The organism is Kitasatospora sp. NPDC057738, from assembly GCF_042798815.1.
Taxonomy (GTDB): Bacteria; Actinomycetota; Actinomycetes; order Streptomycetales; family Streptomycetaceae; genus Kitasatospora; species Kitasatospora lactacystinica.
Genome location: NZ_JBHVJT010000043.1, coordinates 6,427 through 27,077, shown reverse-complemented (window position 1 = coordinate 27,077; position 20,651 = coordinate 6,427). Strand labels below are relative to the sequence as shown.

Below are 20,651 nucleotides of genomic sequence, written 5' to 3'. Positions count from 1 at the left end.
GGGGGGGGGGGTCTCCCCGGCCACTGGGGGTGGGGGGAGGGGGCCAGACGAGGGGGGGGCACCGGGGAAGCCGGGAGAGCCCCCTCCCCCCCGCCCCGCCCGTTGTCGGTGCCCGCCCCTACGGTGAGCCGCATGACCGAGCACCTGGACCTCGTCGCCGCCCTCGCCGCCCTGCCCGTCGATCTGTCCGTCGACCTGCCGCCCGGCCGTACGGTCACCGCGGACGACGGGCCCCAGCCGCTGCTGTGGATCAGCGACGCCCCCGCCCCCGCCGGGCTCTGGCGCCAACTGCACCGCGCCCACCCGCAGACCGGGCTGTGGCCGCTGCTGCTCACCCCGCTGGACCCCGCCGGCCCCGACTACCGGCCCTGGCTGTCCGGCGAGCTGTACCCGGTCGACGCCGCCGTACCCGACCTCTACGACCCGGCCGCCCTGCTGGCCACCTGGTGGAAGCAGGTCGACGGGGACGAGGACGGGGAGGTGAGCGAGGACGCCGGGATCCTGGACGAAGCCCTCGCCCCCTACGGCCGCACCTGGCCCGGCCCCGCCCCCGCCACCACCGTCCCCGACGGCGCCGCCGGCACCGAGGCCCGGGAACTGGCCGAGGTGCTGCGGTCCGTCAAGGACGCCCGCCTCGGCCTGGTGCGGGCCGACAGCGGCGCCCAGGCCCTCGCGGTGTGCGGCTGGAGCGGCCCCACGAACCACGACGACATCGCCAGGATCGCCACCGTGCTCGCCGACTGGGAACGCCGCTTCGGCGCCCAGGTCGTCGAAGTCGGCTTCGACACCCTGGAGCTGAGCGTCCCCGTGCCGCCCGCCACGCTCGCCGAGGCGCTCCCGCTGGCCGCCGAGCACACCGCCTTCTGCCCCGACCTGGTCTTCCAGGGCTCCGGCAGCCTCACCGCGTACGCCGAGGGACTGGTCGGCGCCCACCAGTGGTCCTTCTGGTGGGACTGACCTGACCTGACCTGACCTGATCCGGGGGCCGGGGGCCGGGGGCCGGGGGCCGGGGGCCGGGGGACGGGCGCAGGGGTCGCTTGGGCACGACGGACCCGGGCGGGCCGACCCGGGCGCGCCGACCCGCCCGGCGCCCGCAGGCCACCCGTGTGGCATGCTGCGCCGGGCCGCGAACCGGGCCCGAGCACCGCCCACCGCACGGACACCCGTCCCGGCCCCCGAGGAGCACCCCCTGAACACCGCCTGCGCCGAAGCCCTGTCCGCAGGCCTGCTGATACTCGTCCTGGTCTGCGCCGTCGCCCGCCCCTGGGGCTGGCCGGAGGCCGCCGCCGCGGTGCCGGCCGCCGCCCTGCTGGTGGCGACCGGCGCCGTCCCGCTGGAGCACGCCACGGCCGAGGCCGCCCGCCTCGGACCGGTGATCGGCTTCCTGGCCGCCGTCCTGGTCCTGGCCAAACTCTGCGACGACGAGGGGCTGTTCCGCGCCTGCGGGGCCTGGATGGCACGCAGCGCCGCCGGCCGCCCGCGCCGACTGCTGGTCCAGGTGTTCACCGTCGCCTCGCTGGTCACCGCGGTGCTCAGCCTGGACGCCACCGTCGTACTCCTCACCCCCGTCGTCCTCGCCACCACCGCCCGCCTGGGCACCCGGCCCGGGCCGCACCTGTACGCCTGCGCCCACCTGTCGAACACGGCCTCGCTGCTGCTGCCGGTCTCCAACCTGACCAACCTGCTCGCCTTCACCGCCAGCGGCCTGAGCTTCGGCCGCTTCGCCGCCCTGATGACACTGCCGTGGCTGGCGGCGGTCGGCGTCGAGTACCTGGTGCTGCGCCGCTTCTTCGCCGCCGACCTGGACGCCGCCCCCACCGCGGCGCCCGAGACCGGACCGGCCCCCGCCATGCCGCTGTTCGCCCTGGCCACCGTCGGCTGCACGCTCGCCGGGTTCGTCCTCGCCTCCGCACTCGACATCGACCCGGCCTGGGCGGCGGCCGCCGGCGCCACCGTCCTGGCCGCGCGCGCCCTGGCCCGCGGCCACGCCACCCCCGCGACGGTGGTGCGCTCGGCCGCCCTGCCGTTCCTGGCGTTCGTCCTCGCCCTGGGCATCGTGGTGCGCGCGGTCGTCGACAACGGCCTGGCCGCCGGCCTGGCCCACCTCGTCCCCGACGGCACCGCCCTGCCCGCCCTGCTCGCCACCGCCGCCCTGGCCGCCGGCCTCGCCAACGTCATCAACAACCTGCCCGCCACCCTCGCCCTGGTGCCGCTGGCCGCCCCGGCCGGGCCCGGCGCCGTCCTCGCGGTCCTGCTCGGGGTGAACATCGGCCCCAACCTCAGCTACGCCGGCTCGCTGGCCACCCTGCTGTGGCGCGGCATCGTCCGCGACCGCGGAGTACCGGTGGAACTGCGCGAGTTCACCCGCCTGGGCCTGCTCGCCGTCCCCGCCACCCTCACCGCCGCCGTCCTGGCCCTGTGGGCCTCGCTGCGCCTGATCGGGCCCTGAACGGCGCGGGAATCCGGCAGGCCCGACTTCCCGCGCCGGCCGCCGGGGCGAATCTCCGGTGCGCCCGGGCCGTGCTCCCCGGTACCGTCCACGCGTGACCCGTAGAACCCCGCCGCGCCCCCTGAACGTCGAAGAGCTGTTTCCCGAGGTGGCCCCGTTCCGCCGGGAGGCCGTGAGGCTGCATCCACGTCGGGGCGAGCCGACGTGCCGCGACAGCTCGGTGGGCGGCCCGCTGCTCTGGCCGGCGTCGGAGCCGTGGCCGGAGTGCCCGGAGCACCCCGGGTCGCCGATGGTCGCGGTCGTCCAGATCCACCGCCGGGACGTGCTGGACCTCGTGCCCTTCCCGGAGGAACGGGACCTGCTCCAGGTGCTCTGGTGCCCGCTGCGCCACGACGGCCAGTGGGTCGTGCCGCAGGTCTGCTGGCGGTCCGTGCGGGAGGTCGGGGAGGTGCGGCCCGCGCCGCCGGTGCCGGCGGACGCCGCGTACGGGCAGGTGCCGCGGCCGTGCGTCGTCCATCCGGAGCGGGTGACGGAGTACCCGAGTTGGGACCTGCCGTACGAGATCTGGGACGCCCTGGAGGACCGCTTCGAGCAGGTGGAGAGAGGGACGGGCTGGGACTACCAGTTCCACCTGTCCACCGCGCCGGGCGTCAAGCTGGGTGGGTTCCCCGGCTGGAGCCAGTACCCGCAGTGGCCGGTGTGCCCGGCCTGCCGGACGACGATGGACCATCTGCTGACCGTGGAGAGCACCGAGGAGCACGACTGCAGGCAGGCGTGGACTCCGGTCGAGGACCGCGACGTCCGGTGGGAGGGAACGGACCTGAGTCTCGGAGACCTGGGCGGTGTGTACCTGTTCGAGTGTCGCGCGTTCCCCGGGCGCCCGTTCGCCCATCGCTTCGACGCCTGACCCCCGCGGCCGGTGGTGCCGGAGAGAGGCCGGGGGATTCCTGTGCGCGGGGGGCTTACCCGGCCGGTCAGTACTCGGAGCTGGGCGCGGCCGTGACCGGGCCGAGGTCCGGTCGGGCGCGCAACTCCAGTGCCGTGCCGTGGCGTTCGAGTTCCAGGACGACCAGTTCGTTGGCGCCGGGCCGCCACAGCGGGGCGGGGGCGTAGAGAGTGCGCTGGGGGCCGGCGGCGCAGTGGCGGCCGAGCAGGAAGCCGTTGAGCCACAGCAGCCCGCGGCCCCAGTCGGGCAGGGCGAGGAACGCGTCGGCGGGGGAGGGGAGTTCGGCGGTGAAGCGGTGGAAGGCCGGCTCGCCGTCGCGGGCCTCGCCGTCGCCCGCCTCGACGTTCTCCGTGAAGCGCAGTGCGGACAGATCGGTCAGCGGCAGCGGCCGGATCTGCCAGTCGAAGAGCCGCTGGTGGCCGTGCGAGACGCCGCGGGTGATGCCCTTGCGGTCGTCCATCTGCGGGCCGTAGTTCACCCGCCCCAGCGCCTCGACCAGGATGTCCAGCACCACCCCGTCGGGCCCGGTGGCCAGCGGCAGGGTCTCGCCGGGGGAGTTGCGCTCCAGCACCCCGAGCGGGCGCCCGTCCGCGAACACCTGCGCCCGGTCGGCCAACCCGTCGATGCGCAGCGGCAGTTCGGGGCGGGGGCCCGGTACGCGGGTGCGGTAGTGGATCAGGCCGCGGTCCTGTCCGAGCCGCTCCATCGGCAGCGGCGCCGCATGCCGACGCGGCCGCGACAGCGCGTCCAGGGCCTGCGCCAGGGACGCCCGCCCGTCGGCCCGCTCCAGGCGCTGCGGCGCCACCCGGGGCGGGGGGTCGGGCAGTTCGCCGTCCGGCAGGGGCAGGTGGCGGCCGATGACCTCGCGCAGGGCGTGGAACTTCTCGGTCAGCTCGCCGGCCTCGCCGATCGGCGCGTCGTAGTCGTAGCTGGTGACGGTCGGCTCGTAGCCGGCGTCCAGCGGGTGGGCGCCGGAGTGGTTGGCGCCGGACCACAGGCCGAAGCTGGTGCCGCCGTGCGCCATGTAGAGGCTGACGGAGGCGCCGGTGGCCAGCAGTTCGTCCAGCGAGGCGGCGGTCTCCTTCGGGTCGCGGACGTGGTGCGGCAGGCCCCACTGGTCGAACCAGCCGATCCAGAACTCCATGGCGGTCAGCGGGCCCTCGCCCTGGTGGCGGCGGAGCACCGCGAGGCGCTCGGGGGCGCGCGAACCGAAGGTGGCGGTGGCGAGGAGGCCCGGGACCGTGCCGCCCTGCTGCATGGTGTCGTGGGCGCCGTCGGTGGTGAACAGCAGGCAGTCCACCCCGCGCCGCACCAGGCCGTCGCGCAGGTGGGCGAGGTAGGCGGCGTCGTCGCCGTAGCTGCCGTACTCGTTCTCCACCTGCATCGCCACCACCGGCCCGCCCCGGCTCGCCAGCAGCGGCAGCAGCTCGGGCACCAGCGCGTCGAACCAGCCGTCCACCTCGGCCAGGTACGCCGGGTCCGCGCAGCGCAGCCGCAGCCCGTCCACCGCCAGCAGCCGGGCCGGCAGCCCGCCGAACTCCCACTCCGCACAGATGTACGGGCCCGGGCGCAGGATCACGTCCAGCCCCAGGCCGGCGGCCAGGCGCACGAAGCGCGCCACGTCCCGCCAGCCGGTGAAGTCCACCGTGCCGTCGGGCAGTTCGTGGAAGTTCCACGGCACGTAGGTGTCCACGGTGTTCACGCCCAGCGCCCGCACCCGCCGCAGCCGGTCCTCCCACAGCTCGGGGTGCACCCGGAAGTAGTGCACCGCCCCGGCCACCACCCGGTGCGGCACCCCGTCCCGCACGAACCCGTCCGCGTCGTACCCGAGCATGCGCGCACCCGCCTTCCCGCAGGAGACCCCGGGACCTCGCGGCCCCCGGCACCGCCGAGCCTAGCGAGGAACGGGCCGCGCGGGCCGCCGCCGCTCAGGTGTCGTAGCAGCCGTCCCACGGGGCGAAGAAGCCCAGGCCGTCCGGGTAGAGCTCCAGGTGCACGCGGTCCTCCTCGTCCTCCTCGTCCTCGTCCACCTCCACGACCAGGCCGAACAGGGCCCCCTCGAAGCGGACCTCGAAGGGGGCGATGGCGATGTCCTGGTAGTGCCGCCCCGGCAGGGCGTCCAGCCACTGCTCCAGCAGCAGCGCGGCCGCGTCGACCGCCTGCCGCTCGCCGTCCGCCGTCGTGCCGGTGGACTCGATGCGCGAGCCCAGGTGGCGGCCGGCCTCGTCGAACCGGTGCAGCACGGCGTGCCAGCGCTTCACGGCCTGCCAGTCGTCGCCGCTCCAGCCCTCGGGGAACGCCGCGACGACGGTCGCGTAGAACTGGCCGCCCTCGCACCGCCCGATGGTGTCCGTGCGGTAGTCGGGCTCGTGGCGGATCGGTATGACCTCGGGAACGTTCATGCCCCGCACCTTAGGCCCCACCTGCGACAACGCCGCCCGGCGGGGGCGCCGGTTGGGCCCGGGATAGCCTGCGCCCGTGAAGGTCTATCCCCTCTGGCACATCAGCCACCGGAACGAAGCCGGGCCCAACGACGAGACGATTCACCTCGACGACGGGGACGTGTTCATCGACGAGCAGGACGGCGACGACGTCAAGCTGCTCGGCATCTACTCCTCCGAGGCCGTGGCCGAGGAGCGGATGCGCCGCGCGCGTCTTCTACCGGGCTTCGCCGACGAGCCGGACTGCTTCCAGATCGGAGAGTACGACATCGATGAGGACCACTGGACCGAGGGTTTCGTCCGCGTGCCGGTCTAGGTCTTCGGGGTGGCGGGCGTTCGCGTTGCGCCAGCGCAGGTAGGCGTGCAGAGCGCGGGTCCGGACCGTGCGGTTCGGATGGTTCGAGTCGGCGAGCGTGAACTGCCGCAGCTGCCCCGGCGCACGATCCGTTGCAACTGCTGGCCCGCCTGGTCGGTCAGCCTCCTGACCTTGACCGGCTCCGCCACCACGCCCCCAACCCGTTGGATGTCCGTCTCATCCAACCGGTTCCGGTCCCACCGCCGCCAACCCGGTGAACGTTCTCGGTCAGAGCACTGGCTACAACGGGAGCACCATGCCCTCCTCGGCCGCGATCACCTCGCCCGAGAACCGGCTCCGGGCCTCGGCGGTCGAACGCGTGCGGTCGCTGCCGGGCCAGAAGTGGGTGAGGAGCAGGCGCTCGGCCCCGGAACGGGTCGCCCACGTCCCGGCCTCCGCGGCGCTCATCAGGTGGGGGTCGCCGCCGTCGGCGGACGGGCCCTGCAGGGTGGCTCCGGCGATGAACAGATCCGCTCCCGCGGCCAGCCGGGCCAGGGCGGGGTCCGCTCCCGCGTCGCCGCTGTAGGCAAGGGTCAGACCCGGCGCGGTCAACCGCACCCCTGCGTGCGGGACGTGATGCGGCAGCAGCGCGGCATCGAGCCGGAACGGTCCCACCCGGTGGCTCGAAGGAAGCGCGTGCACGTCGAAGACGTCGAGCAGGTCCTCGGTCGGTTCCATCGCCTGCACCCGGCCGATCACCCCGGGGGTGCAGTACAGGGGCAGGCGGGCGCCCCGCTCCTGCGCGAAGTAGCGTGCGCGGCACAGGGGACTGAGGTCGGCGCAATGGTCGGGGTGCTCATGAGTGATCACCACGGCGTCGACGTGCCCGGCGGCACAGTGCTCCAACAACCGCGGGAACGTCGCGTAGCCGAGGTCCAGCACCAGCCGGAACCCGTCGTACTCCAGCAGGAACCCGCTGGCGCTCCGCCCGGCCTCGGGCCAGGCGCCGCACGTCCCCAGTACCGTCAGTCTGCGCACCGGCCGATGCTCTCACGGGTGGTTCCACCGGCCGAACTCGAACGGTCCCGGTCCCGGTCCCGGTCCCGGCCCGGGCGCGCCCCGCCGCTGCGCCGCCGCGCCGCCCGAGCGGTGATCCGCGGAAGGGCCCTGTCAGACTGCGGACATGAACGGAAAGTCGCCCGACGACGGGCTCGCCGCGAACCGCGCCCTCTGGGACGCCCGGGCCGTGGCGCACGGGACGACCCCCGACGACGCGTTCTACGACGTGGATTCGTTCCTGGCCGGGCGGCAGACGCTCCACGGGATCGAACGGGAGCTGGCCGGTGAGGTGGCCGGTCGGGACGTGCTGCATCTGCAGTGCCACTTCGGCATGGACACCCTGAGCTGGGCCCGTCTGGGAGCCCGGGTGACCGGGGTCGACTTCTCGCCGGCGGCGATCGCCCGGGCACGTGAACTGGCCGGGCGCGCAGCTCTGGTGGCCGATTTCATCGAGGCGGACACGCAGAACCTGCCGTCCCGCCTGGCGGACGGGTTCGACCTCGTGATCGCCACCTACGGGGTGCTGTGCTGGATCGGTGACCTCGACGCGTGGATGCGCGGTGCGGCGATGGCACTGCGGCCCGGTGGCAGGCTGGTGCTGGTCGACCTGCATCCGGCGTTCCAGACCCTGGCGAGCTACGAGCCGTTCGTGGCCGACTGGCCCTACGGCGGCGGGGAGCCCCGGTGCGAGGCCGTGACGGGTACGTACGCCGACCCGGACCTGCCGATGGCCGCGCAGGAAGTGGTGCAGTACCCGCATTCGGTGGGCGAGATCGTGACGGCGGCCGCCGGAGCGGGACTGATCGTGGACCGGCTCGCCGAACACACCGAGGCCGCGTTCGACGCACGCCGCATCCTGCCCCAGGGACCCGACGGCATCTACCGGTTCCCGTTCGGCGACTCCTACCTCCCGGTCCTCTACTCGCTGCGGGCGGTGTCACCCCCGGACCCCCGTCGGACGGCCCGGTGACCGGGGTGCCCCGGGTGCCCCGGGTGCCCCGGGTGCCCCGAGCGGGCCGAGCGGGCCGGGGCGGGTTCGGCGACGACCCGGAGGTGTTCGCCGCAGGCGCGACGAACGGGCCGCCGCGGACGGCGAGTTCGCCTCCCCGTTCGCCCCGTACGCCCCGTTCGAGCCGTTCCCGAGGCCCGGCGGGCCGCTGATCCGGGGAGCCGCCGAGCGCGGTGACTCCCGCGCAGGCCGGTTGCCCGTGCGGTGCTACGGCTGCGCGCGCTCGCGCCACCAGGCGACCGTCGCCCGCAGTTGCTCCTCCAGCGGCGTGGCCCGCACCGCGAACGCGGCCTCGTACGCGGAGCTGTCCACCACGAACGGCCGGTCGAACTGGTAGCGCACCTCCCGCAGTTCGCGCAGCAGCGGGGAGAACAGCCCCGCCACGGCCAGTGCGGCCGCGGGCAGGCGGCGCACCGCGACCGGCCCGCTACCGGCCTCGGCGGCCAGTCGGTCGACCATCGCGCGCACCGGCAGGGGAGGGGCGGTGGGCACGTGCCAGGCCCGGCCCCAGGCCCGTTCCTCGCCGGCGATCTCGGCCATCGCCCGGGCCACGTCCGGCAGGTAGGTCCAGCTGTGCGCGGTGTCCGGGTCGCCGAGGGTGGCGATCGGGCGGCCCTTCAGCAGACCGGGCATCACCCGCGCCGCCAGGTGGCCGCCGTCGGTGACCCCGGGGCCGAAGAAGTCCGAGGCCCGCACCTCCACCGCCCGGATCCGCCCGGCCTCGTGCAGCGCCCGCGCCTGCTCCCAGGCCGCCGCCCGTACCCGCCCCTTGGGGCCGGTCGCGGCGAGCGGCAGGTCCTCGGTCATCGGGCCGGCCACCGGCCCGTACCCGTACAGGTTGCCGAGCATGACCAGCACCGCGCCGCTCTCCTCGGCCGCCGCGCACAGCGAGGCGGTCAGTGCCGGCCACAGCCGCGCCCACTGCGGCAGCGGCGGCGCGGCGCAGCCGTGGACGGCGGCGGCACCGCGGGCGGCCGGTGCCAGCTGTGCGGGGTCGCTCGCGTCCAGGGCGAGGTGTTCGACGCCGGGGACGGCCGGCCCGGCGGGGCGCCCGGTGCGGGTGGCGACCCGGACCTCGTGGCCCTGTTCGGCCAGCAGGCGGGCGGTGGCGGCCCCGGCGGGCCCGTGTCCGACGACCAGGTGGAAGCTCATCCGCCAGAGCCTAGCGGCGGCCTCCGACCGGCAGGGGGCGCGGTGCGGGCCGGTGCGGCCCGGTGGCCGGAAGGGGAGGTCGGACAGATCGGGGCAGGTCAGGGCAGGTCGGGGCGGGTCGAGGGTCGGCACTTATCCGGTATGCCGATCGTAAAAGTGGATCTATGCTGTGGGTCGTTCATGATCCCTTCACACGAAGCAGGTTTGCTCTCGATGAAGCTGCCCCGGGTGTCCGCAGTCGTCGCCGCCGCGGTCCTGGCCCCCGCTGTCCTCTTCCCGTCCACGGCCTCCGCCTCCGACGCCCCGAAGCCGATCGGCCTCTCCGGTCCCGACACCGGCTCGGACTCCGCCAAGGACACCGCCCCCGAGGACGGCACCCCCGGGGCCGGCAGCGGACAGGAGCAGCGCGACCGCGCCGAGGTCCAGCGCATCCTCGCCGACCCGGCGAGCGGCTTCGGCGTGCGCGAGGCGGCCGAGAAGGCCCTCAAGGGCGGCGCCGCCGAGCTGCGGCACTTCCTGGAGGTCGAGCTCGCCGAGCAGCGACAGATCGACGACCAGGTCAAGGTCTCCCAGATCTACGCCGTTGGCGGCCCGGCCGTGCAGAAGGCCGCCAGGGCCGCCCTCCGCGGCACCTACCAGGACATCCTCGACTTCCTGAAGACCGGCCAGTACGTCGCCCGCGCCGAGGACGAGGACCGCGCCAAGGTCGAGGCCCTCCTCGCCGACCCCAAGACCGGCCGCGGCGTGCGCGAAGGCGCCGAGAAGGCCCTCAAGGGCGGCGCCGCCGAGCTGCGCGACTTCCTGACCACCAAGCTGGGCAGGCTGCGCGCCGACGACAACCGGGTCAAGCTCAGCCAGCTCATGAGCCAGGGCGGCAGGGCCGTGCGCGAGGCCGCCGGCAAGGCGCTGGACGCCGGCACCGACGAGGCCGTCGAGGCCTTCCTCAACGAGGGCTTCGCCAAGGCCCAGTTCGAGGACGACCGGGTCGAGGTGCTGCGCATCATCGCCGACAAGGAGACCGGCCCGGCCACCGCCGCGGCCGCCCAGAAGGCCATGGACGGCAACGCCGAGGCCGTGCGGCGCTTCCTGACCGTCGAGCTGCCCGTCCTGCGCGAGAGCGACAACCGGGTGAAGGTCTCCCAGATCATCGAGACCGGCGGCCCCGTGGTGAAGAAGGCCGCCCTGGCCGCCTCCGAGGGCAGCTACGCGGACATCCTGGCCTTCCTCAAGGAGGGCTGGGCCAAGGCCAGGGCCGAGGACGAGGCCGCGGCGGCCAAGCCCGGCACGGGCAACGGCACGGGTACGGGTACGGGCAACGGCACGGGTACCGACGGGTCCGGGCAGCAGCCGCAGACCGTCCAGCCCGCCGGCCTCACCCAGACCACCACCACCGGCGCCGGTACGGGCACGGGCACCACGACCGGTACCCGTACGGGCACCGGCGCCACGACCGGCACCGGCGCGCTCGCCGCCACCGGCACCGACGGGCTCGGCTGGGAGGCCGGCGGCGCCGCCGCGGCCCTCGCCGCGGGCGCGGCGCTGGTCGTGGCCGCCCGCCGCCGCTCCACCGAGAGCTGACACCCCCTCGCGTCCCCGGCCGCCGCACACCCCCGGCGGCCGGGGACGCGCCACGTCCCGAGCGGCCCGCCGCGCCGCCCGCCCCGGCCGGCGGCTCAGCAGCCGTCCCCGCCGTCCCCGCCGTCCGCGCCGCCGTTCCCCACCCGGCGGGGCCGCCGGCGCTGGTAGCTGCGCACCGCCTTCCCGGCGCCGAGGGTGAGGGCCGCGACCACCCGGGTCCAGCGCGGCCCGCCGCGGTCGGCCCACACCACGCAGCCGCACCCCGCGACGACCAGGACCAGCACTCCCACCAGAACCGCACCGACCATCACGACCACCCGCCTTTCGCCCGACGTCCTGTTACGTCTGACGTCCGGATCGTCCCACCCGGTTCGGCCGCGCGAGCGGAGGCTGTGCCAGGATGCGGTAGCCGAACGGCCCAGGTCACCGCACCGGGCCGCACGGGCCCCACCCGCCAGCCGTACCCGAGGAGTCACCCAGTGGCCACTGCCCGGTTCGCCACCCTGCACACCACGGCGGGCCCGATCCGCCTGGAGCTGTTCCCGTTCCACGCGCCGAAGACGGTCCGCAACTTCGCCGAACTCGCCGAGGGCACCCGGGAGTACACCGACCCGCGCACCGGCGGGCCGGGCCAGGGACCGTACTACGACGGCACGCTCTTCCACCGGGTGATCGCGGGCTTCATGATCCAGGGCGGCGACCCGACCGGCACCGGCGCCGGCGGCCCGGGCTACTCCTTCGCGGACGAGTTCCACCCGGAGCTGTTCTTCACCAAGCCGTACCTGCTGGCGATGGCCAACGCCGGCCCGGGCACCAACGGCTCGCAGTTCTTCATCACGGTGGGCACCCCCGCCCACCTCAACCGCAAGCACACCATCTTCGGCCAGGTCGCCGACGCCGCCTCCAAGGCCGTGGTCGACGCCATCGCCACCACCCCCACCGAGGCCGACCGCCCGGTCGAGGACGTGGTGATCACCTCCGTCGAGATCGAGCACTCCTGACCCTGTGACCGCCGAGCAGCAGGCCTTCCCGCCCCGCCCGGTCCGCGGCGTACGGGCCCGTTACGTCCACCAGACGAGCTGCCCGGGCGACGTCGCGATCGTCACCGTGGACTTCGAGCCCTGGGAGGAGGGCCTGCGCGTCGAGTCCGCCCCGGACGCCACCGTCCGGGGCGACCCGGAGCCCGGGGACCTGGAGCGCTTCCACGCCGCCCTGGCCGAGGGCGTGCATGCGGAGCTGTCCGAGCAACTGCCCGGCACCCCGCTGGCGTTGGCGCTGGTGGTGCACCACACCGTGGTGCACCTGGTCGACTCGCGCGAGTACTCCTTCCGTACCGCTGGCCGCCTGGCGGCGCGCGAGGCGCTGGTCCGCCTGGCCGGCAAGGCGGCTGCGGTGGGCTGACGTCGCGTCAGAAATCGCTGACTGGTGGGGAGTTCACCGCGCATGGCCCTGCCCGACCGGTCGGGCAGGGCCACGGGGCGTGAAAAGGGGGGGAGGTGGCGAAGGAAGTTGGGGGGTGGTGGGGGTCCAGCGGCGTGGGTCTTTCCCCGCTTGGCTGTGCGGGGCCATGCGCGGCGAACGGGCCGGCGGCCGTCCGGGGGCTCAGGATCCCGGCGGGACCGTGCTCCACTGCTGGGAGCGCGCCCCGTCGTACATCCGCAGGGCGACGGCGCTGCCGAGCCTGGTGCCGCCGGTGAGGGCGAGGTCGGGGTGGGTGGCGGGGGAGATCCTGACCTTGCCCTGCCCCACGTTCCGCACGGTCCACTGCTGGTTCATGTCGTTCTGGTCGCAGGGCCGGAGCGTGACGGAGCCGCGGGAGCCGCTCGGCGCGGTCAGGCAGGTGCCCGTCGCCTTGTTCTTGACGAGCTGTTTCCCGGCGACGGTGCTCAGGCTCCACTGCTGGCGGTCGTTGTTGCGCTCGGGGGTGGCCACGACGACCCGGCCGCCGCGGCCGGCCTCCAGGTTCCTGGCCGAGTCGTCGCCCCGCGGCCAGACCCGGAGCTGGTTCCAGGTGTCGGTCTGCTTGGACGGCTGCGTCGCCTGCGGCGTGGCCTGGGAGCCGGCCGTTCCGGTGGCCGCCAGTGCCAGCCCGGGCGTGCCGGCCAGCAGGACGGCGGTGACGGCCGCGGTCGCGATGCGCTTGGCAGGAGACATGGTGATCACTCTCATGGGGTTTCCCTTGTGGGGTGGTCCGAGAGGTGTGCGGGCTCCTCGGCGGGTGGCGTCGGAGGCCCTGCGGGTCACGGGGCCGTGGGGCGCGCCGGGAGTGGGGTGAGGGGTCGGACCACTCGCCGCCCGGCCGCCGGGGCCCGGTGGGCACGGAGGTGCTTCGTGTCCACCCGACCAGGCTAGCCAGAGGTCGGTCCGTCCGCAGCTCCGAGGGAACACGCAGGTCACGGGCGTGCCGCGGGCGTCGAAGGGCCTGCCGGGGGCGGGGGCCGCCCGGGACGGGGCCGCTACTTCACGGAGCGCATGGACCACTGCTGGTTGTCCTGCGCCGCGTAGGTCCGCAGGAGGGCTTTGTTGCTGCCGGTCTGGGTGCCCCCGGTGAGGGCGAGGCGGGGGTGGGCCTTCGGTGAGATCGCCACCTGGCCGGACGTCACGTAGTGCACGTCCCACCGCTGGTTCGGGTTGTTCTTGTCGCAGGTCTGGACGGTGACGGCGTCCAGGGTGTCGTCCGGCGCGGTCAGGCACGTGCCCGTCGCCCTGTTCTCGATGAGCGGCAGCCCGCCGATGTTGCTCAGGTTCCACTGCTGGCGTGCGCTCTCGGGGTCGACGACGGCCACGACGGCCCTGCCGGCGCTGTCGACGTCCAGGTTCCTGGCCGGGAGGTCGAGCGGGTAGATCTTGAACTGGTGCCATTCGCCGGTCGGCTGGGAGGGGAGCGCGGTCGGCGGAGCGGCGGCCGCGGCGAGGCCGGGGGTGGCGCCCAGCAGGACGGCGGTGACGGCCGCGGTCGCGATGCGCTTGGCAGGAGACATGGTTGTCACTCTCATGCGGGTTGTCCCTTGTGAGGTGGTCCGAGAGGTGCGCGGGCTCTTCCGCGGATGACGCCGGAAACCCTGTGGGTCCTTGTGGGTCTCTGTGGGTCGCACCGGCTGCTGGGCCTCCGGGGGCCGGTGGGTACGGCGATGCTTCGCACCCACCCGACGACCAGGCTAGCCAGAGGTCCGTCCGCCCGCAGCTTCGGGTGAATGCGCAGGTCACGGCCGTGCGGGCGGGGTGGGCCGGGGCACTGTACGGCGGGTTGCGCGGCGGCGCACGTCCGGACGGCCTGCGGGGTCCGACCGGCGGGAAACGCGGGGCCGCCGCCCGGCGCGGTGCGCGGGCGGCGGCCGTGGAGCGGGCGCGGTGTCAGGAGCAGCTGCTGAACGTCGCGCTGGTGTTGGCGATGTAGAGGGTGGCGCCGGCGGTGGGGTCGGAGCTGAGCGGGACGGTGACGGTGTCCTCGGCGGTCCACGGGATGCCGTGGGCGTCGAAGGTCCAGGTGCCGGTGACCTTGCGGGCGATCTTGGCGAGCGTCACCCAGCCGTACTGCTGGGTCGGGACGGTGACGGTCACGCTGTTGTTGACGCTCCGCGACCCGTGCCATTCGTTGCTGTACTTCAGCGAGGAGCTGATCGTCCCGGTCAGGACGTTGCCGGGGGCGCCGGCGGACATCTGGGTGCCCATGTCGGCGCCGATGGTGTTGGACCAGCCGCTGTCGTCGGTGACCGCGAAGGACTGCTGGACGGCGCTGCTGGTGTTGTTGAACCAGACCGCGGAGGCGCAGGTGCGCGGCAGCGGCGCGGCCGGGGCCTCGCTCTTCGTGGCCCAGGAGCAGCTGGAGGGGTCCTTCTGGCACTGCTTGGCGCCGTGGTCGACGGCCAGGTTGCGGGCGGCCTGGGCGAAGCCGGTGGACCACTGCTGGTTGACGGTGCCGTTGCAGCTGTACTGGTCGGTCCAGGCGTCGTCGTAGTTGCCGCCGAGCAGCAGGTCCAGGCAGGTGTTGTCACCGGCGTGGCGGATCATGAACGAGTCCGCGCCGCCGGCCGCCGCGGGCTGGAAGTACCAGCGCTGGCTGGCCTGCCCGGCGCAGCTCTGCTGGCGCAGCGCCGGGGTGAAGAAGGCCAGGTCGATGCACTTGCCGGTGTCGTTGTTGACGATGGTGAAGGAGGAGTCGGACGGGTCGACGTTCAGCCGCCAGGACTGGTGGTAGCCGGGGGCGGAGTTGGTGACGATGTAGGCGCCGTCGCCCATGTTGCCGTTCTGGACGTCGAGTTGGCGCCCGTTGCTGAGCGACTTGATGGTCAGGCACTGCTGCGGCGAGGCGCAGGCGGCGAGCGGGGCCGGCGCGGCCTCCGGGGTGGCCGCGGCGGCGCGGGCGGGCGCGGCGGTCAGGCCCAGGGCGGCGCAACAGGTCACCAGGAGGGCCGCGAACAGGCGCAGCCAGGGCGCCGTACGGCCGGGGGTCGTGGTGGGCAAGGGGTTTCCTTTCGTCGGGGGAGAGGTGCGGGGCCAGGGCTCAGGGCGCGGCGGCGAAGGCCGCCTCCAGGCGCGGGACGTAGTCCGCGAGGTCCTGCGCCCAGCAGCCCGGGGTGTGGCCGCCGTGGCAGTCGGCGCCCCAGCCGGTGCCGTCGCCGTAGCCGACGTAGCGGTACGGCAGGCCGAGCGCGTCCAGGCGCTGCTTGAGGCGCTTGGCGGTGCCCTCGGCCCAGAACTCCATGTCGGCGGGGTTGTTGTTGCCGTTGCCGGTGTAGACGGTGATGCCGGTGTGCTCCAGCAGGCCCGCGCGCGCGACGGGGTCGGCGGCGTTCCAGCGCCAGTCGGCGTTGAACACCGGGTACGGGGTGCCGAAGACGGCGTCGCTGGAGACGGTGGGGCCGAAGTCCAGGCCGCAGGGGTGGCCGTCGCTGGGGCCGCAGAGCACGGTGCCGGCGTTGGTGAGGGTGGCGACCACGGCGCCGCGGATGATCATCTCGTCGGTGGAGAGGTCGTTGGCGCCGGACATGGTGAGGACCTGGCCGAACAGGTCGGGGCGGTCCTGGGCGTAGTGCAGGGCGCCGAAGCCGCCCATGGACAGCCCGCCGACGGCCCGGTGGGCGCGGTCGGTGCGGGTGCGCAGGTTGGCGTCGACGAACGGCAGGACCTGGGTGAGGTGGAAGGTCTCCCAGTTCTGGGCGCCGGCGGCGGTGTTCTGGTCGAGCCAGTCGGTGTACCAGCCGCGCAGGCCGCCGTCCGGGATGACGGTGATCATCGACTGGGCGGCGGTCAGCGCGGGGTAGGCCAGGGCCGGGTCGCTCGGGTTGTCCGAGGCGCCGTGCAGGAAGTACAGCACCGGGTAGCGCTTGTCCGGCCGCTGCGCGTAGTCGGCGGGCAGCAGGATGCGGATGGTGTGCGGCCCGGCGACCTTCGCCGTGGTGACGGTGACGACGAAGTTGGTGGCGGTGCCGGTGGCGGCGCCGACCTGGGTCAGCCCGAAGCCGTCGGTCAGCGGCGGCGGCGCGTCGGCGTCGGCCCGTACGGCGGCCTCGGCGCGTACGGCGGCCGCTGCGGGGGCTGCGGGGGCTGCGGGCGCCGCGGGTGCGGAGGCGGCGGAGGCCGCGGGCGTCGCGGCGAGCGGGAGCAGGCAGGCGGCCAGGGCGGCGAGTGCCGCGCGGGCGCGCCGGAGCCGGGCAGGGGGCATGGGCGTCCTCGACCTTCAGCGACCTTTGGCGGTCTTCGGTGATCCTCGGCGATCTGACTGATCGCCGACAACTCTTGCCAGTGGCCCCGCCCCGACGCCAGGGCCCCCGGCGGCGCACCTGGGCCACTGGCGCATGTGCGCCGCAGGGGTGGGTAGGCTCCCCCGAGCCTGCCCTGGACATGACATGGTGGCGGGACACGATGACTGGGGGGGCGTCGTGCACGACGTGCTGGAACCGGACTCCGAACGCGGCCGCGTCTACCACGGCCTGGTCGGCCGGCCACGGGCCCGCGTGCCCGAACTCGCCCGCGAGAGCGGCCTGGACGAGGACGCCGTCCTCGCCGTCCTGCGCGACCTCGCCGACGAGGGCGTCGCGGTGGCCTTCGACACCACCGACAGCGCCGACGACCGCGACCACGCCTGGGAGGCGCTGCCACCCGCCCGGGTGGTGGAAGCCGTGCTGCAGCACGACGCGCTGCGCCAGGCCACCGCCCGCCGGGCCGGCGCCGAACTGGAACGGCTCTACCGCTTCGCGCGGCGCGACACCGGCAGCTACGGCGCCCTGGAGGTGGTCGAGGACCCCGCCGAGGTGCTGGCCGCCAGCCGCCGCCTCCAACTCGCGGCCCGCCACCAGCTACGGGTCATCGACGTGCCGCCGTACTCCGGCAGCCCCGCCCACTACCTCGACCAGGAGGTGCTGCAGCGGCGCCGGATGGCGGCGGGCGTCAACTACCGCGTGATCTACCAGGGTTGCGCGTTCCAGGATCCGGTGGTCGGGCCCAACATGGCGCGGATGATCGAGGCGGGTGAGCAGGCCCGCACCCTGGACGAGCCGCCGCTCAAACTCGCCATCGGTGACGACGACCTGGCCATCGTCACCCTGCCCGCCGACGACGGGCCGGGAGTGGTGTCGCTGCTGATCCGGCCCTCCGGGCTGCTGAACGCGCTGACGGCGGTGTTCGAGACGCTGTGGCGCCTGGCGGTGCCCGCGTCGATGGCCGAGGTCGACCTGCGGGTCGACGAACGCGACCGGCGGATCCTCACGTTGATGGCGGGAGGGGCGACGGACGACGCCATCGCCCGCCGGCTGGGGCTGGGGCGGCGCACCGTGGTGCGCCGGGTGTCCACCCTGCTGGCGCACCTGGGCGCCACCACCCGGTTCCAGGCCGGGGTGCAGGCTGCCCGGCGGGGGTGGCTCTGACCGGGGCGGCGGCGAAGTGCTGCTCGGCGCGGTTCGGCGCGAGAAGTCGGACCGGCCGACTTCTCGTGCGGGGGTGGGTGGTGCACCTGCTCACCGGCCTCACCGCCCTCGAACAGCCGACTTTTCGTGCGGGGGCGGGTGGCGCGACGGGGGTGGTGGTGATCGGGGCGGCGGGCCTCGGGGGCCTCGGCGTGGTTCGGCGCGTGAGAAGTCGGGCCGGTCGACTTCTCATGTGGGGGCGGTTGGTGCGGCGGGGGGTGTTGTGACCCGGGGGCCGACTCGGGGTGCGGCGCCTTGGTGTGGTTCGGCGTGAGAAGTCGGGCCGGCCGACTTCTCGCGCGGGGGAGTGGTCGCGGCCGCCGTCGGATCGGATCGGAGCGACTCGGCGATGCGGCGGCGTCCGGGCCGGGACGGCTACCGGGCCGTGTCCGCCCAGCTGATGCGGATCTCGCGGTCGCCGAGGGGGAGGGCGAGGACGGGGGCGTCGGCGAGGTCGCGGACGATGTCGCGCCGGGCGCAGGGGCCGGTGAGGCGGCGTTCCAGGACGTAGTGCTGGAAGCGGGACATCGGCAGGTGGCAGACCGAGGCCCAGACCTGTTCGAGGGTATCGGCGTTGAGGGTGTGGACGGCGGGCGGGCGGTGGCCCGGGACCTCCACGCGGATGTCGTGATCGGCCCTCACGCGGCCACCTCGCACCAGACGATCTTGCCGATCGGTTGACGCGGGGAGCAACCCGTCTCCTTGGCCAGGGACTTGACGAGGTGCAGGCCGCGCCCGGCCTCGCCGTCGAGGGTGAGGGCACGCAGGACGGGCTCGCGGTCCTGCCGGGCGTCGTGCACCTCGATGCGCAGGCAGGTGGGGTCGGGGGTGAAGTCCGGGTCGAAGTCGAGGTCGAGGGAGAGGTAGATGCGGTGCCCCGGCGGCGTGCCGTGCAGGAGGGCGTTGGTCACGAGCTCCGAGACGATCAGAAGCCCCGAGTCGAGGAACTGGTTCCCGTTCGGGACGGAGGCGAGGAACGAGGCGAGAAGGGAACGCCCCTCGGAGGGGGCGCGGCGGCTGCGCGGCAGCCAGGTGGTGGAGGAGTGGGAGGACACGGCGAAAGCACCTTCCAAACACGCGAGTGGAGTTGACCGGGCCGCGGAAGCGGCGACCCGTACGCGTCCAGCAGGGGGCACCCATGAGGGCGTGGCGTAGCAGCCGCCATGCATGTCACGCATAGCCACCACTTCGTTACTCAAAGCATGGAGCATGTGGATGCCTCACCACAAGGCATGTCAACCAAAAGTGAAAACTTTCAGATCTGATGGCAAGGTGCACCCTCTACGCTTCAGTCGGTGGTGGCGAACCGTCACCACTCGCATGCACACTGGTGTCTGAACGCTCTGGAGGGTTACGTAGATGGCTGTCGCAGTGCCAGCTGTGCGGTATCGGCGCATCGCCGCTGAACTGAGGAGGCTTCGCGAGCTGAAGAGCTTGTCGGCCGAAGAGGTGGTCGCCCAGGTTGAGGGCGTCAACCTGGTGAAGCTCAGCAGGTACGAGAACGCGCGCGTCCAGCTGAAGCCTGATGTCGTCCGAGCTCTGCTCGACTTCTACGAGTGCGACGAGGAGCTCAAGGAGGTCCTCGTGGAGATCCTCCGGGACAAGCACCGTCCCGGCTGGATGGCGGGCTACGAGCAGCTGAACCCGCTATACACGGACCTGATTCGCCTTGAAGAGACGGCCGTTGGCAACAAGTCGTACGAGTCCGCCTACATCCCTGGCCTGCTCCAGACGCGGCAGTACGCTCACGCCATCATCGCCAGCGGCGTGATAAACAACTCCAGCGTCGAAGAACGCGTCGAGGTCCGGATCAACCGGCAGTCAGTCCTCACTCGATCCGAGAATCCGCTGAAACTGTGGGCTGTCATCCACGAGGCGGCCCTCACCATGAGTGCCGCGCCGGGTGTGATGGTCGACCAGCTGGACAAGCTGTTGCAGTTCAGCCAACTCCCCAACATCAAGGTCCAGATCATGCCGGCCATGGCACCGCCGCATCCCGGGATGACAGGGCCCTTTGCACTCCTGGAGTTTCGGCAGCGCGACCTCGACCTGGTTCTGCTCAGCGGGATGCTCAGCAGTGACTGGGTTGAGGATCCGGATCAAGTCGACATCTACCGAGAGGCGTTCGACGAGATCATGGCAACCGCCATGTCGCTCGACGAGTCGCGCAACCTCATCACACAGAAGAGAGAAATGCTCAAGTGACCCACTTCTCTGTCGCCTCCGCACTCCCTGTGCAGTGGAGGAAGGCAACCGCCAGCAACCCGAACGACAACTGTGTCGAAGTGGCCGAGGGCATCACCGGCATCGTTCCGGTCCGCGACAGCAAGGACCCCCACGGGCCGGCCCTCGGCTTTGCCCCGGCGGCTTGGCAGGCCTTTGTCGCCGGTATCCGGGCAGGCGAGTTCCCGGCCAGCCCCTGAAGTGCCTTTTTGTCGGGCGGCCCTGCGTGCTTTGCGGGTCCGCCCGGCATCTCCTGACCGAGGAACGTCGCAGGGGAGTGCGGCACATGAGAGATCGAACCCCCGAGACCGTCTGGCGCAAGAGCAGCTACAGCAATGGCGATGGAGACTGTGTCGAAGTGGCCGAAGGCATCGCCGGCATGGTTCCGGTTCGGGACAGCAAGGATCCTCACGGCCCGGCTCTCCGTTTCACTCCCGAGGCGTGACGGTCCTTCGTCGCCGGCATTCGGGCGGGCGAGCTCCCGACCGCCAACTGACCTAGTACCGTGGGGGGGCCCCGGGCCCGACGGGGAGGCCCCCCCCACCCACCAGGGCTTCCGAAGGGGCCTTCCCCCGCCCCCTCCCCGCGACATCG

Annotated in this window: 23 protein-coding genes and 1 pseudogene; 12 read left to right on the top strand and 12 right to left on the bottom strand. The window is 73.6% G+C overall.

Annotation, left to right across the window (positions count from 1 at the left end; all coding sequences use genetic code 11):
• Positions 1-132 precede the first annotated feature (132 nt).
• The 3 genes from ACFVGO_RS23030 (at position 133) to ACFVGO_RS23020 (ending at position 3,356) form a co-directional block, all read left to right on the top strand.
• Positions 133-957 (top strand): DUF4253 domain-containing protein, encoded by an 825-nt coding sequence (locus ACFVGO_RS23030; protein ID WP_380633738.1) that lies wholly within the window; start codon positions 133-135, stop codon positions 955-957.
• Positions 958-1,189: 232 nt separating this feature from the next.
• Positions 1,190-2,449 (top strand): SLC13 family permease, encoded by a 1,260-nt coding sequence (locus ACFVGO_RS23025; RefSeq protein ID WP_359906646.1) that lies wholly within the window; start codon positions 1,190-1,192, stop codon positions 2,447-2,449.
• A 94-nt stretch (positions 2,450-2,543) separates the two neighbouring features.
• Positions 2,544-3,356 carry a DUF1963 domain-containing protein gene (locus ACFVGO_RS23020; protein ID WP_380633736.1) on the top strand — a complete coding sequence of 271 codons (813 nt, stop codon included), beginning with the start codon at positions 2,544-2,546 and terminating at the stop codon, positions 3,354-3,356.
• A gap of 67 nt (positions 3,357-3,423) precedes the next feature.
• On the opposite strand, the gene ACFVGO_RS23015 is transcribed toward ACFVGO_RS23020, so the two are convergent.
• Together ACFVGO_RS23015 and ACFVGO_RS23010 are read right to left on the bottom strand one after the other, a co-directional pair.
• A complete protein-coding gene (locus ACFVGO_RS23015; RefSeq protein ID WP_380633734.1) occupies positions 3,424-5,229 on the bottom strand; it encodes a beta-galactosidase family protein in 1,806 nt (601 codons plus the stop codon).
• A gap of 94 nt (positions 5,230-5,323) precedes the next feature.
• On the bottom strand, positions 5,324-5,797 hold the full coding sequence (locus ACFVGO_RS23010; protein WP_380633732.1) for a hypothetical protein: 474 nt from the start codon (positions 5,795-5,797) through the stop codon (positions 5,324-5,326).
• Positions 5,798-5,873: 76 nt separating this feature from the next.
• On the opposite strand from ACFVGO_RS23010, the gene ACFVGO_RS23005 reads away from it, so the two are divergent.
• The gene (locus tag ACFVGO_RS23005; protein ID WP_359906500.1) at positions 5,874-6,152 is read left to right on the top strand and encodes a hypothetical protein; all 279 of its coding nucleotides are present in this window, start codon (positions 5,874-5,876) and stop codon (positions 6,150-6,152) included.
• Here ACFVGO_RS23005 and ACFVGO_RS23000 read toward each other — a convergent pair.
• Positions 6,150-6,269 (bottom strand): annotated as a pseudogene (locus ACFVGO_RS23000) (IS630 family transposase); the annotation flags it as partial. The gene ACFVGO_RS23005 and the pseudogene ACFVGO_RS23000 sit on opposite strands and share 3 nt — an antisense overlap.
• 162 nt (positions 6,270-6,431) lie before the next feature.
• On the bottom strand, positions 6,432-7,169 hold the full coding sequence (locus ACFVGO_RS22995) for an MBL fold metallo-hydrolase (RefSeq protein WP_380357825.1): 738 nt from the start codon (positions 7,167-7,169) through the stop codon (positions 6,432-6,434).
• Between the two features lie 145 nt (positions 7,170-7,314).
• On the opposite strand from ACFVGO_RS22995, the gene ACFVGO_RS22990 reads away from it, so the two are divergent.
• A complete protein-coding gene (locus tag ACFVGO_RS22990; RefSeq protein WP_380633729.1) occupies positions 7,315-8,160 on the top strand; it encodes a class I SAM-dependent methyltransferase in 846 nt (281 codons plus the stop codon).
• 246 nt (positions 8,161-8,406) lie between these two features.
• Here the strand turns inward: ACFVGO_RS22990 and ACFVGO_RS22985 are convergent, their stop codons facing one another.
• Complete coding sequence (locus ACFVGO_RS22985; protein ID WP_380633727.1) at positions 8,407-9,351, bottom strand: NAD-dependent epimerase/dehydratase family protein; 945 nt, start codon at positions 9,349-9,351, stop codon at positions 8,407-8,409.
• A gap of 228 nt (positions 9,352-9,579) precedes the next feature.
• On the opposite strand from ACFVGO_RS22985, the gene ACFVGO_RS22980 reads away from it, so the two are divergent.
• A complete protein-coding gene (locus ACFVGO_RS22980; protein ID WP_380633725.1) occupies positions 9,580-10,929 on the top strand; it encodes an ALF repeat-containing protein in 1,350 nt (449 codons plus the stop codon).
• 95 nt (positions 10,930-11,024) lie between these two features.
• Here ACFVGO_RS22980 and ACFVGO_RS22975 read toward each other — a convergent pair whose 3' ends face one another.
• Complete coding sequence (locus tag ACFVGO_RS22975; RefSeq protein WP_380633723.1) at positions 11,025-11,237, bottom strand: hypothetical protein; 213 nt, start codon at positions 11,235-11,237, stop codon at positions 11,025-11,027.
• 171 nt (positions 11,238-11,408) lie between these two features.
• On the opposite strand from ACFVGO_RS22975, the gene ACFVGO_RS22970 reads away from it, so the two are divergent.
• Complete coding sequence (locus ACFVGO_RS22970; protein ID WP_359914954.1) at positions 11,409-11,930, top strand: peptidylprolyl isomerase; 522 nt, start codon at positions 11,409-11,411, stop codon at positions 11,928-11,930.
• 4 nt (positions 11,931-11,934) lie between these two features.
• Positions 11,935-12,330 carry a hypothetical protein gene (locus ACFVGO_RS22965; RefSeq protein ID WP_380633721.1) on the top strand — a complete coding sequence of 132 codons (396 nt, stop codon included), beginning with the start codon at positions 11,935-11,937 and terminating at the stop codon, positions 12,328-12,330.
• A 201-nt stretch (positions 12,331-12,531) separates the two neighbouring features.
• On the opposite strand, the gene ACFVGO_RS22960 is transcribed toward ACFVGO_RS22965, so the two are convergent.
• The 4 genes from ACFVGO_RS22960 to ACFVGO_RS22945 all read right to left on the bottom strand — a co-directional run bounded on the left by ACFVGO_RS22960 (position 12,532) and on the right by ACFVGO_RS22945 (position 16,594).
• Positions 12,532-13,098 carry an RICIN domain-containing protein gene (locus ACFVGO_RS22960; RefSeq protein ID WP_380633719.1) on the bottom strand — a complete coding sequence of 189 codons (567 nt, stop codon included), beginning with the start codon at positions 13,096-13,098 and terminating at the stop codon, positions 12,532-12,534.
• A gap of 287 nt (positions 13,099-13,385) precedes the next feature.
• Positions 13,386-13,910 (bottom strand): RICIN domain-containing protein, encoded by a 525-nt coding sequence (locus tag ACFVGO_RS22955; RefSeq protein ID WP_380633717.1) that lies wholly within the window; start codon positions 13,908-13,910, stop codon positions 13,386-13,388.
• 373 nt (positions 13,911-14,283) lie between these two features.
• Complete coding sequence (locus ACFVGO_RS22950; RefSeq protein WP_380358543.1) at positions 14,284-15,393, bottom strand: RICIN domain-containing protein; 1,110 nt, start codon at positions 15,391-15,393, stop codon at positions 14,284-14,286.
• 40 nt (positions 15,394-15,433) lie between these two features.
• Positions 15,434-16,594 (bottom strand): alpha/beta hydrolase, encoded by a 1,161-nt coding sequence (locus ACFVGO_RS22945; protein ID WP_380633714.1) that lies wholly within the window; start codon positions 16,592-16,594, stop codon positions 15,434-15,436.
• A 217-nt stretch (positions 16,595-16,811) separates the two neighbouring features.
• Between ACFVGO_RS22945 and ACFVGO_RS22940 the strand changes: the two genes are divergently transcribed.
• Positions 16,812-17,795: a helix-turn-helix transcriptional regulator gene (locus ACFVGO_RS22940; protein WP_359914971.1), complete on the top strand. Its 984-nt coding sequence runs from the start codon at positions 16,812-16,814 to the stop codon at positions 17,793-17,795.
• Between the two features lie 414 nt (positions 17,796-18,209).
• Here the strand turns inward: ACFVGO_RS22940 and ACFVGO_RS22935 are convergent, their stop codons facing one another.
• Positions 18,210-18,476 carry a hypothetical protein gene (locus ACFVGO_RS22935; RefSeq protein ID WP_380633712.1) on the bottom strand — a complete coding sequence of 89 codons (267 nt, stop codon included), beginning with the start codon at positions 18,474-18,476 and terminating at the stop codon, positions 18,210-18,212.
• Positions 18,473-18,889, bottom strand: a complete 417-nt coding sequence (locus tag ACFVGO_RS22930; protein ID WP_380633710.1) for an ATP-binding protein — start codon at positions 18,887-18,889, stop codon at positions 18,473-18,475. Before ACFVGO_RS22930 ends, ACFVGO_RS22935 begins: the two co-directional genes overlap by 4 nt.
• 304 nt (positions 18,890-19,193) lie before the next feature.
• Here ACFVGO_RS22930 and ACFVGO_RS22925 point away from each other — a divergent pair, with 304 nt between their 5' ends.
• The 3 genes from ACFVGO_RS22925 to ACFVGO_RS22915 all read left to right on the top strand — a co-directional run bounded on the left by ACFVGO_RS22925 (position 19,194) and on the right by ACFVGO_RS22915 (position 20,502).
• Positions 19,194-20,039: a helix-turn-helix domain-containing protein gene (locus tag ACFVGO_RS22925; protein ID WP_380358552.1), complete on the top strand. Its 846-nt coding sequence runs from the start codon at positions 19,194-19,196 to the stop codon at positions 20,037-20,039.
• The gene (locus tag ACFVGO_RS22920) at positions 20,036-20,257 is read left to right on the top strand and encodes a DUF397 domain-containing protein (RefSeq protein WP_380358555.1); all 222 of its coding nucleotides are present in this window, start codon (positions 20,036-20,038) and stop codon (positions 20,255-20,257) included. The genes ACFVGO_RS22925 and ACFVGO_RS22920 overlap by 4 nt, the downstream gene beginning before the upstream one ends.
• Before the next feature lie 86 nt (positions 20,258-20,343).
• Positions 20,344-20,502 carry a DUF397 domain-containing protein gene (locus ACFVGO_RS22915; protein WP_380358557.1) on the top strand — a complete coding sequence of 53 codons (159 nt, stop codon included), beginning with the start codon at positions 20,344-20,346 and terminating at the stop codon, positions 20,500-20,502.
• Positions 20,503-20,651: the final 149 nt, after the last annotated feature.

What these genes read in the sequence shown, in the direction of transcription:
- ACFVGO_RS22915 (WP_380358557.1), top strand. Translation starts at nt 20,344, where the DNA reads ATGAGAGATCGAACCCCCGAGACCGTCTGGCGCAAGAGCAGCTACAGC.
- ACFVGO_RS22990 (WP_380633729.1), top strand. Translation starts at nt 7,315, where the DNA reads ATGAACGGAAAGTCGCCCGACGACGGGCTCGCCGCGAACCGCGCCCTC.
- ACFVGO_RS22985 (WP_380633727.1), bottom strand. Translation starts at nt 9,351, where the DNA reads ATGAGCTTCCACCTGGTCGTCGGACACGGGCCCGCCGGGGCCGCCACC.
- ACFVGO_RS22955 (WP_380633717.1), bottom strand. Translation starts at nt 13,910, where the DNA reads ATGTCTCCTGCCAAGCGCATCGCGACCGCGGCCGTCACCGCCGTCCTG.
- ACFVGO_RS23010 (WP_380633732.1), bottom strand. Translation starts at nt 5,797, where the DNA reads ATGAACGTTCCCGAGGTCATACCGATCCGCCACGAGCCCGACTACCGC.
- ACFVGO_RS22960 (WP_380633719.1), bottom strand. Translation starts at nt 13,098, where the DNA reads ATGAGAGTGATCACCATGTCTCCTGCCAAGCGCATCGCGACCGCGGCC.
- ACFVGO_RS22975 (WP_380633723.1), bottom strand. Translation starts at nt 11,237, where the DNA reads ATGGTCGGTGCGGTTCTGGTGGGAGTGCTGGTCCTGGTCGTCGCGGGG.
- ACFVGO_RS22945 (WP_380633714.1), bottom strand. Translation starts at nt 16,594, where the DNA reads ATGCCCCCTGCCCGGCTCCGGCGCGCCCGCGCGGCACTCGCCGCCCTG.
- ACFVGO_RS22925 (WP_380358552.1), top strand. Translation starts at nt 19,194, where the DNA reads ATGGCTGTCGCAGTGCCAGCTGTGCGGTATCGGCGCATCGCCGCTGAA.
- ACFVGO_RS23015 (WP_380633734.1), bottom strand. Translation starts at nt 5,229, where the DNA reads ATGCTCGGGTACGACGCGGACGGGTTCGTGCGGGACGGGGTGCCGCAC.
- ACFVGO_RS23030 (WP_380633738.1), top strand. Translation starts at nt 133, where the DNA reads ATGACCGAGCACCTGGACCTCGTCGCCGCCCTCGCCGCCCTGCCCGTC.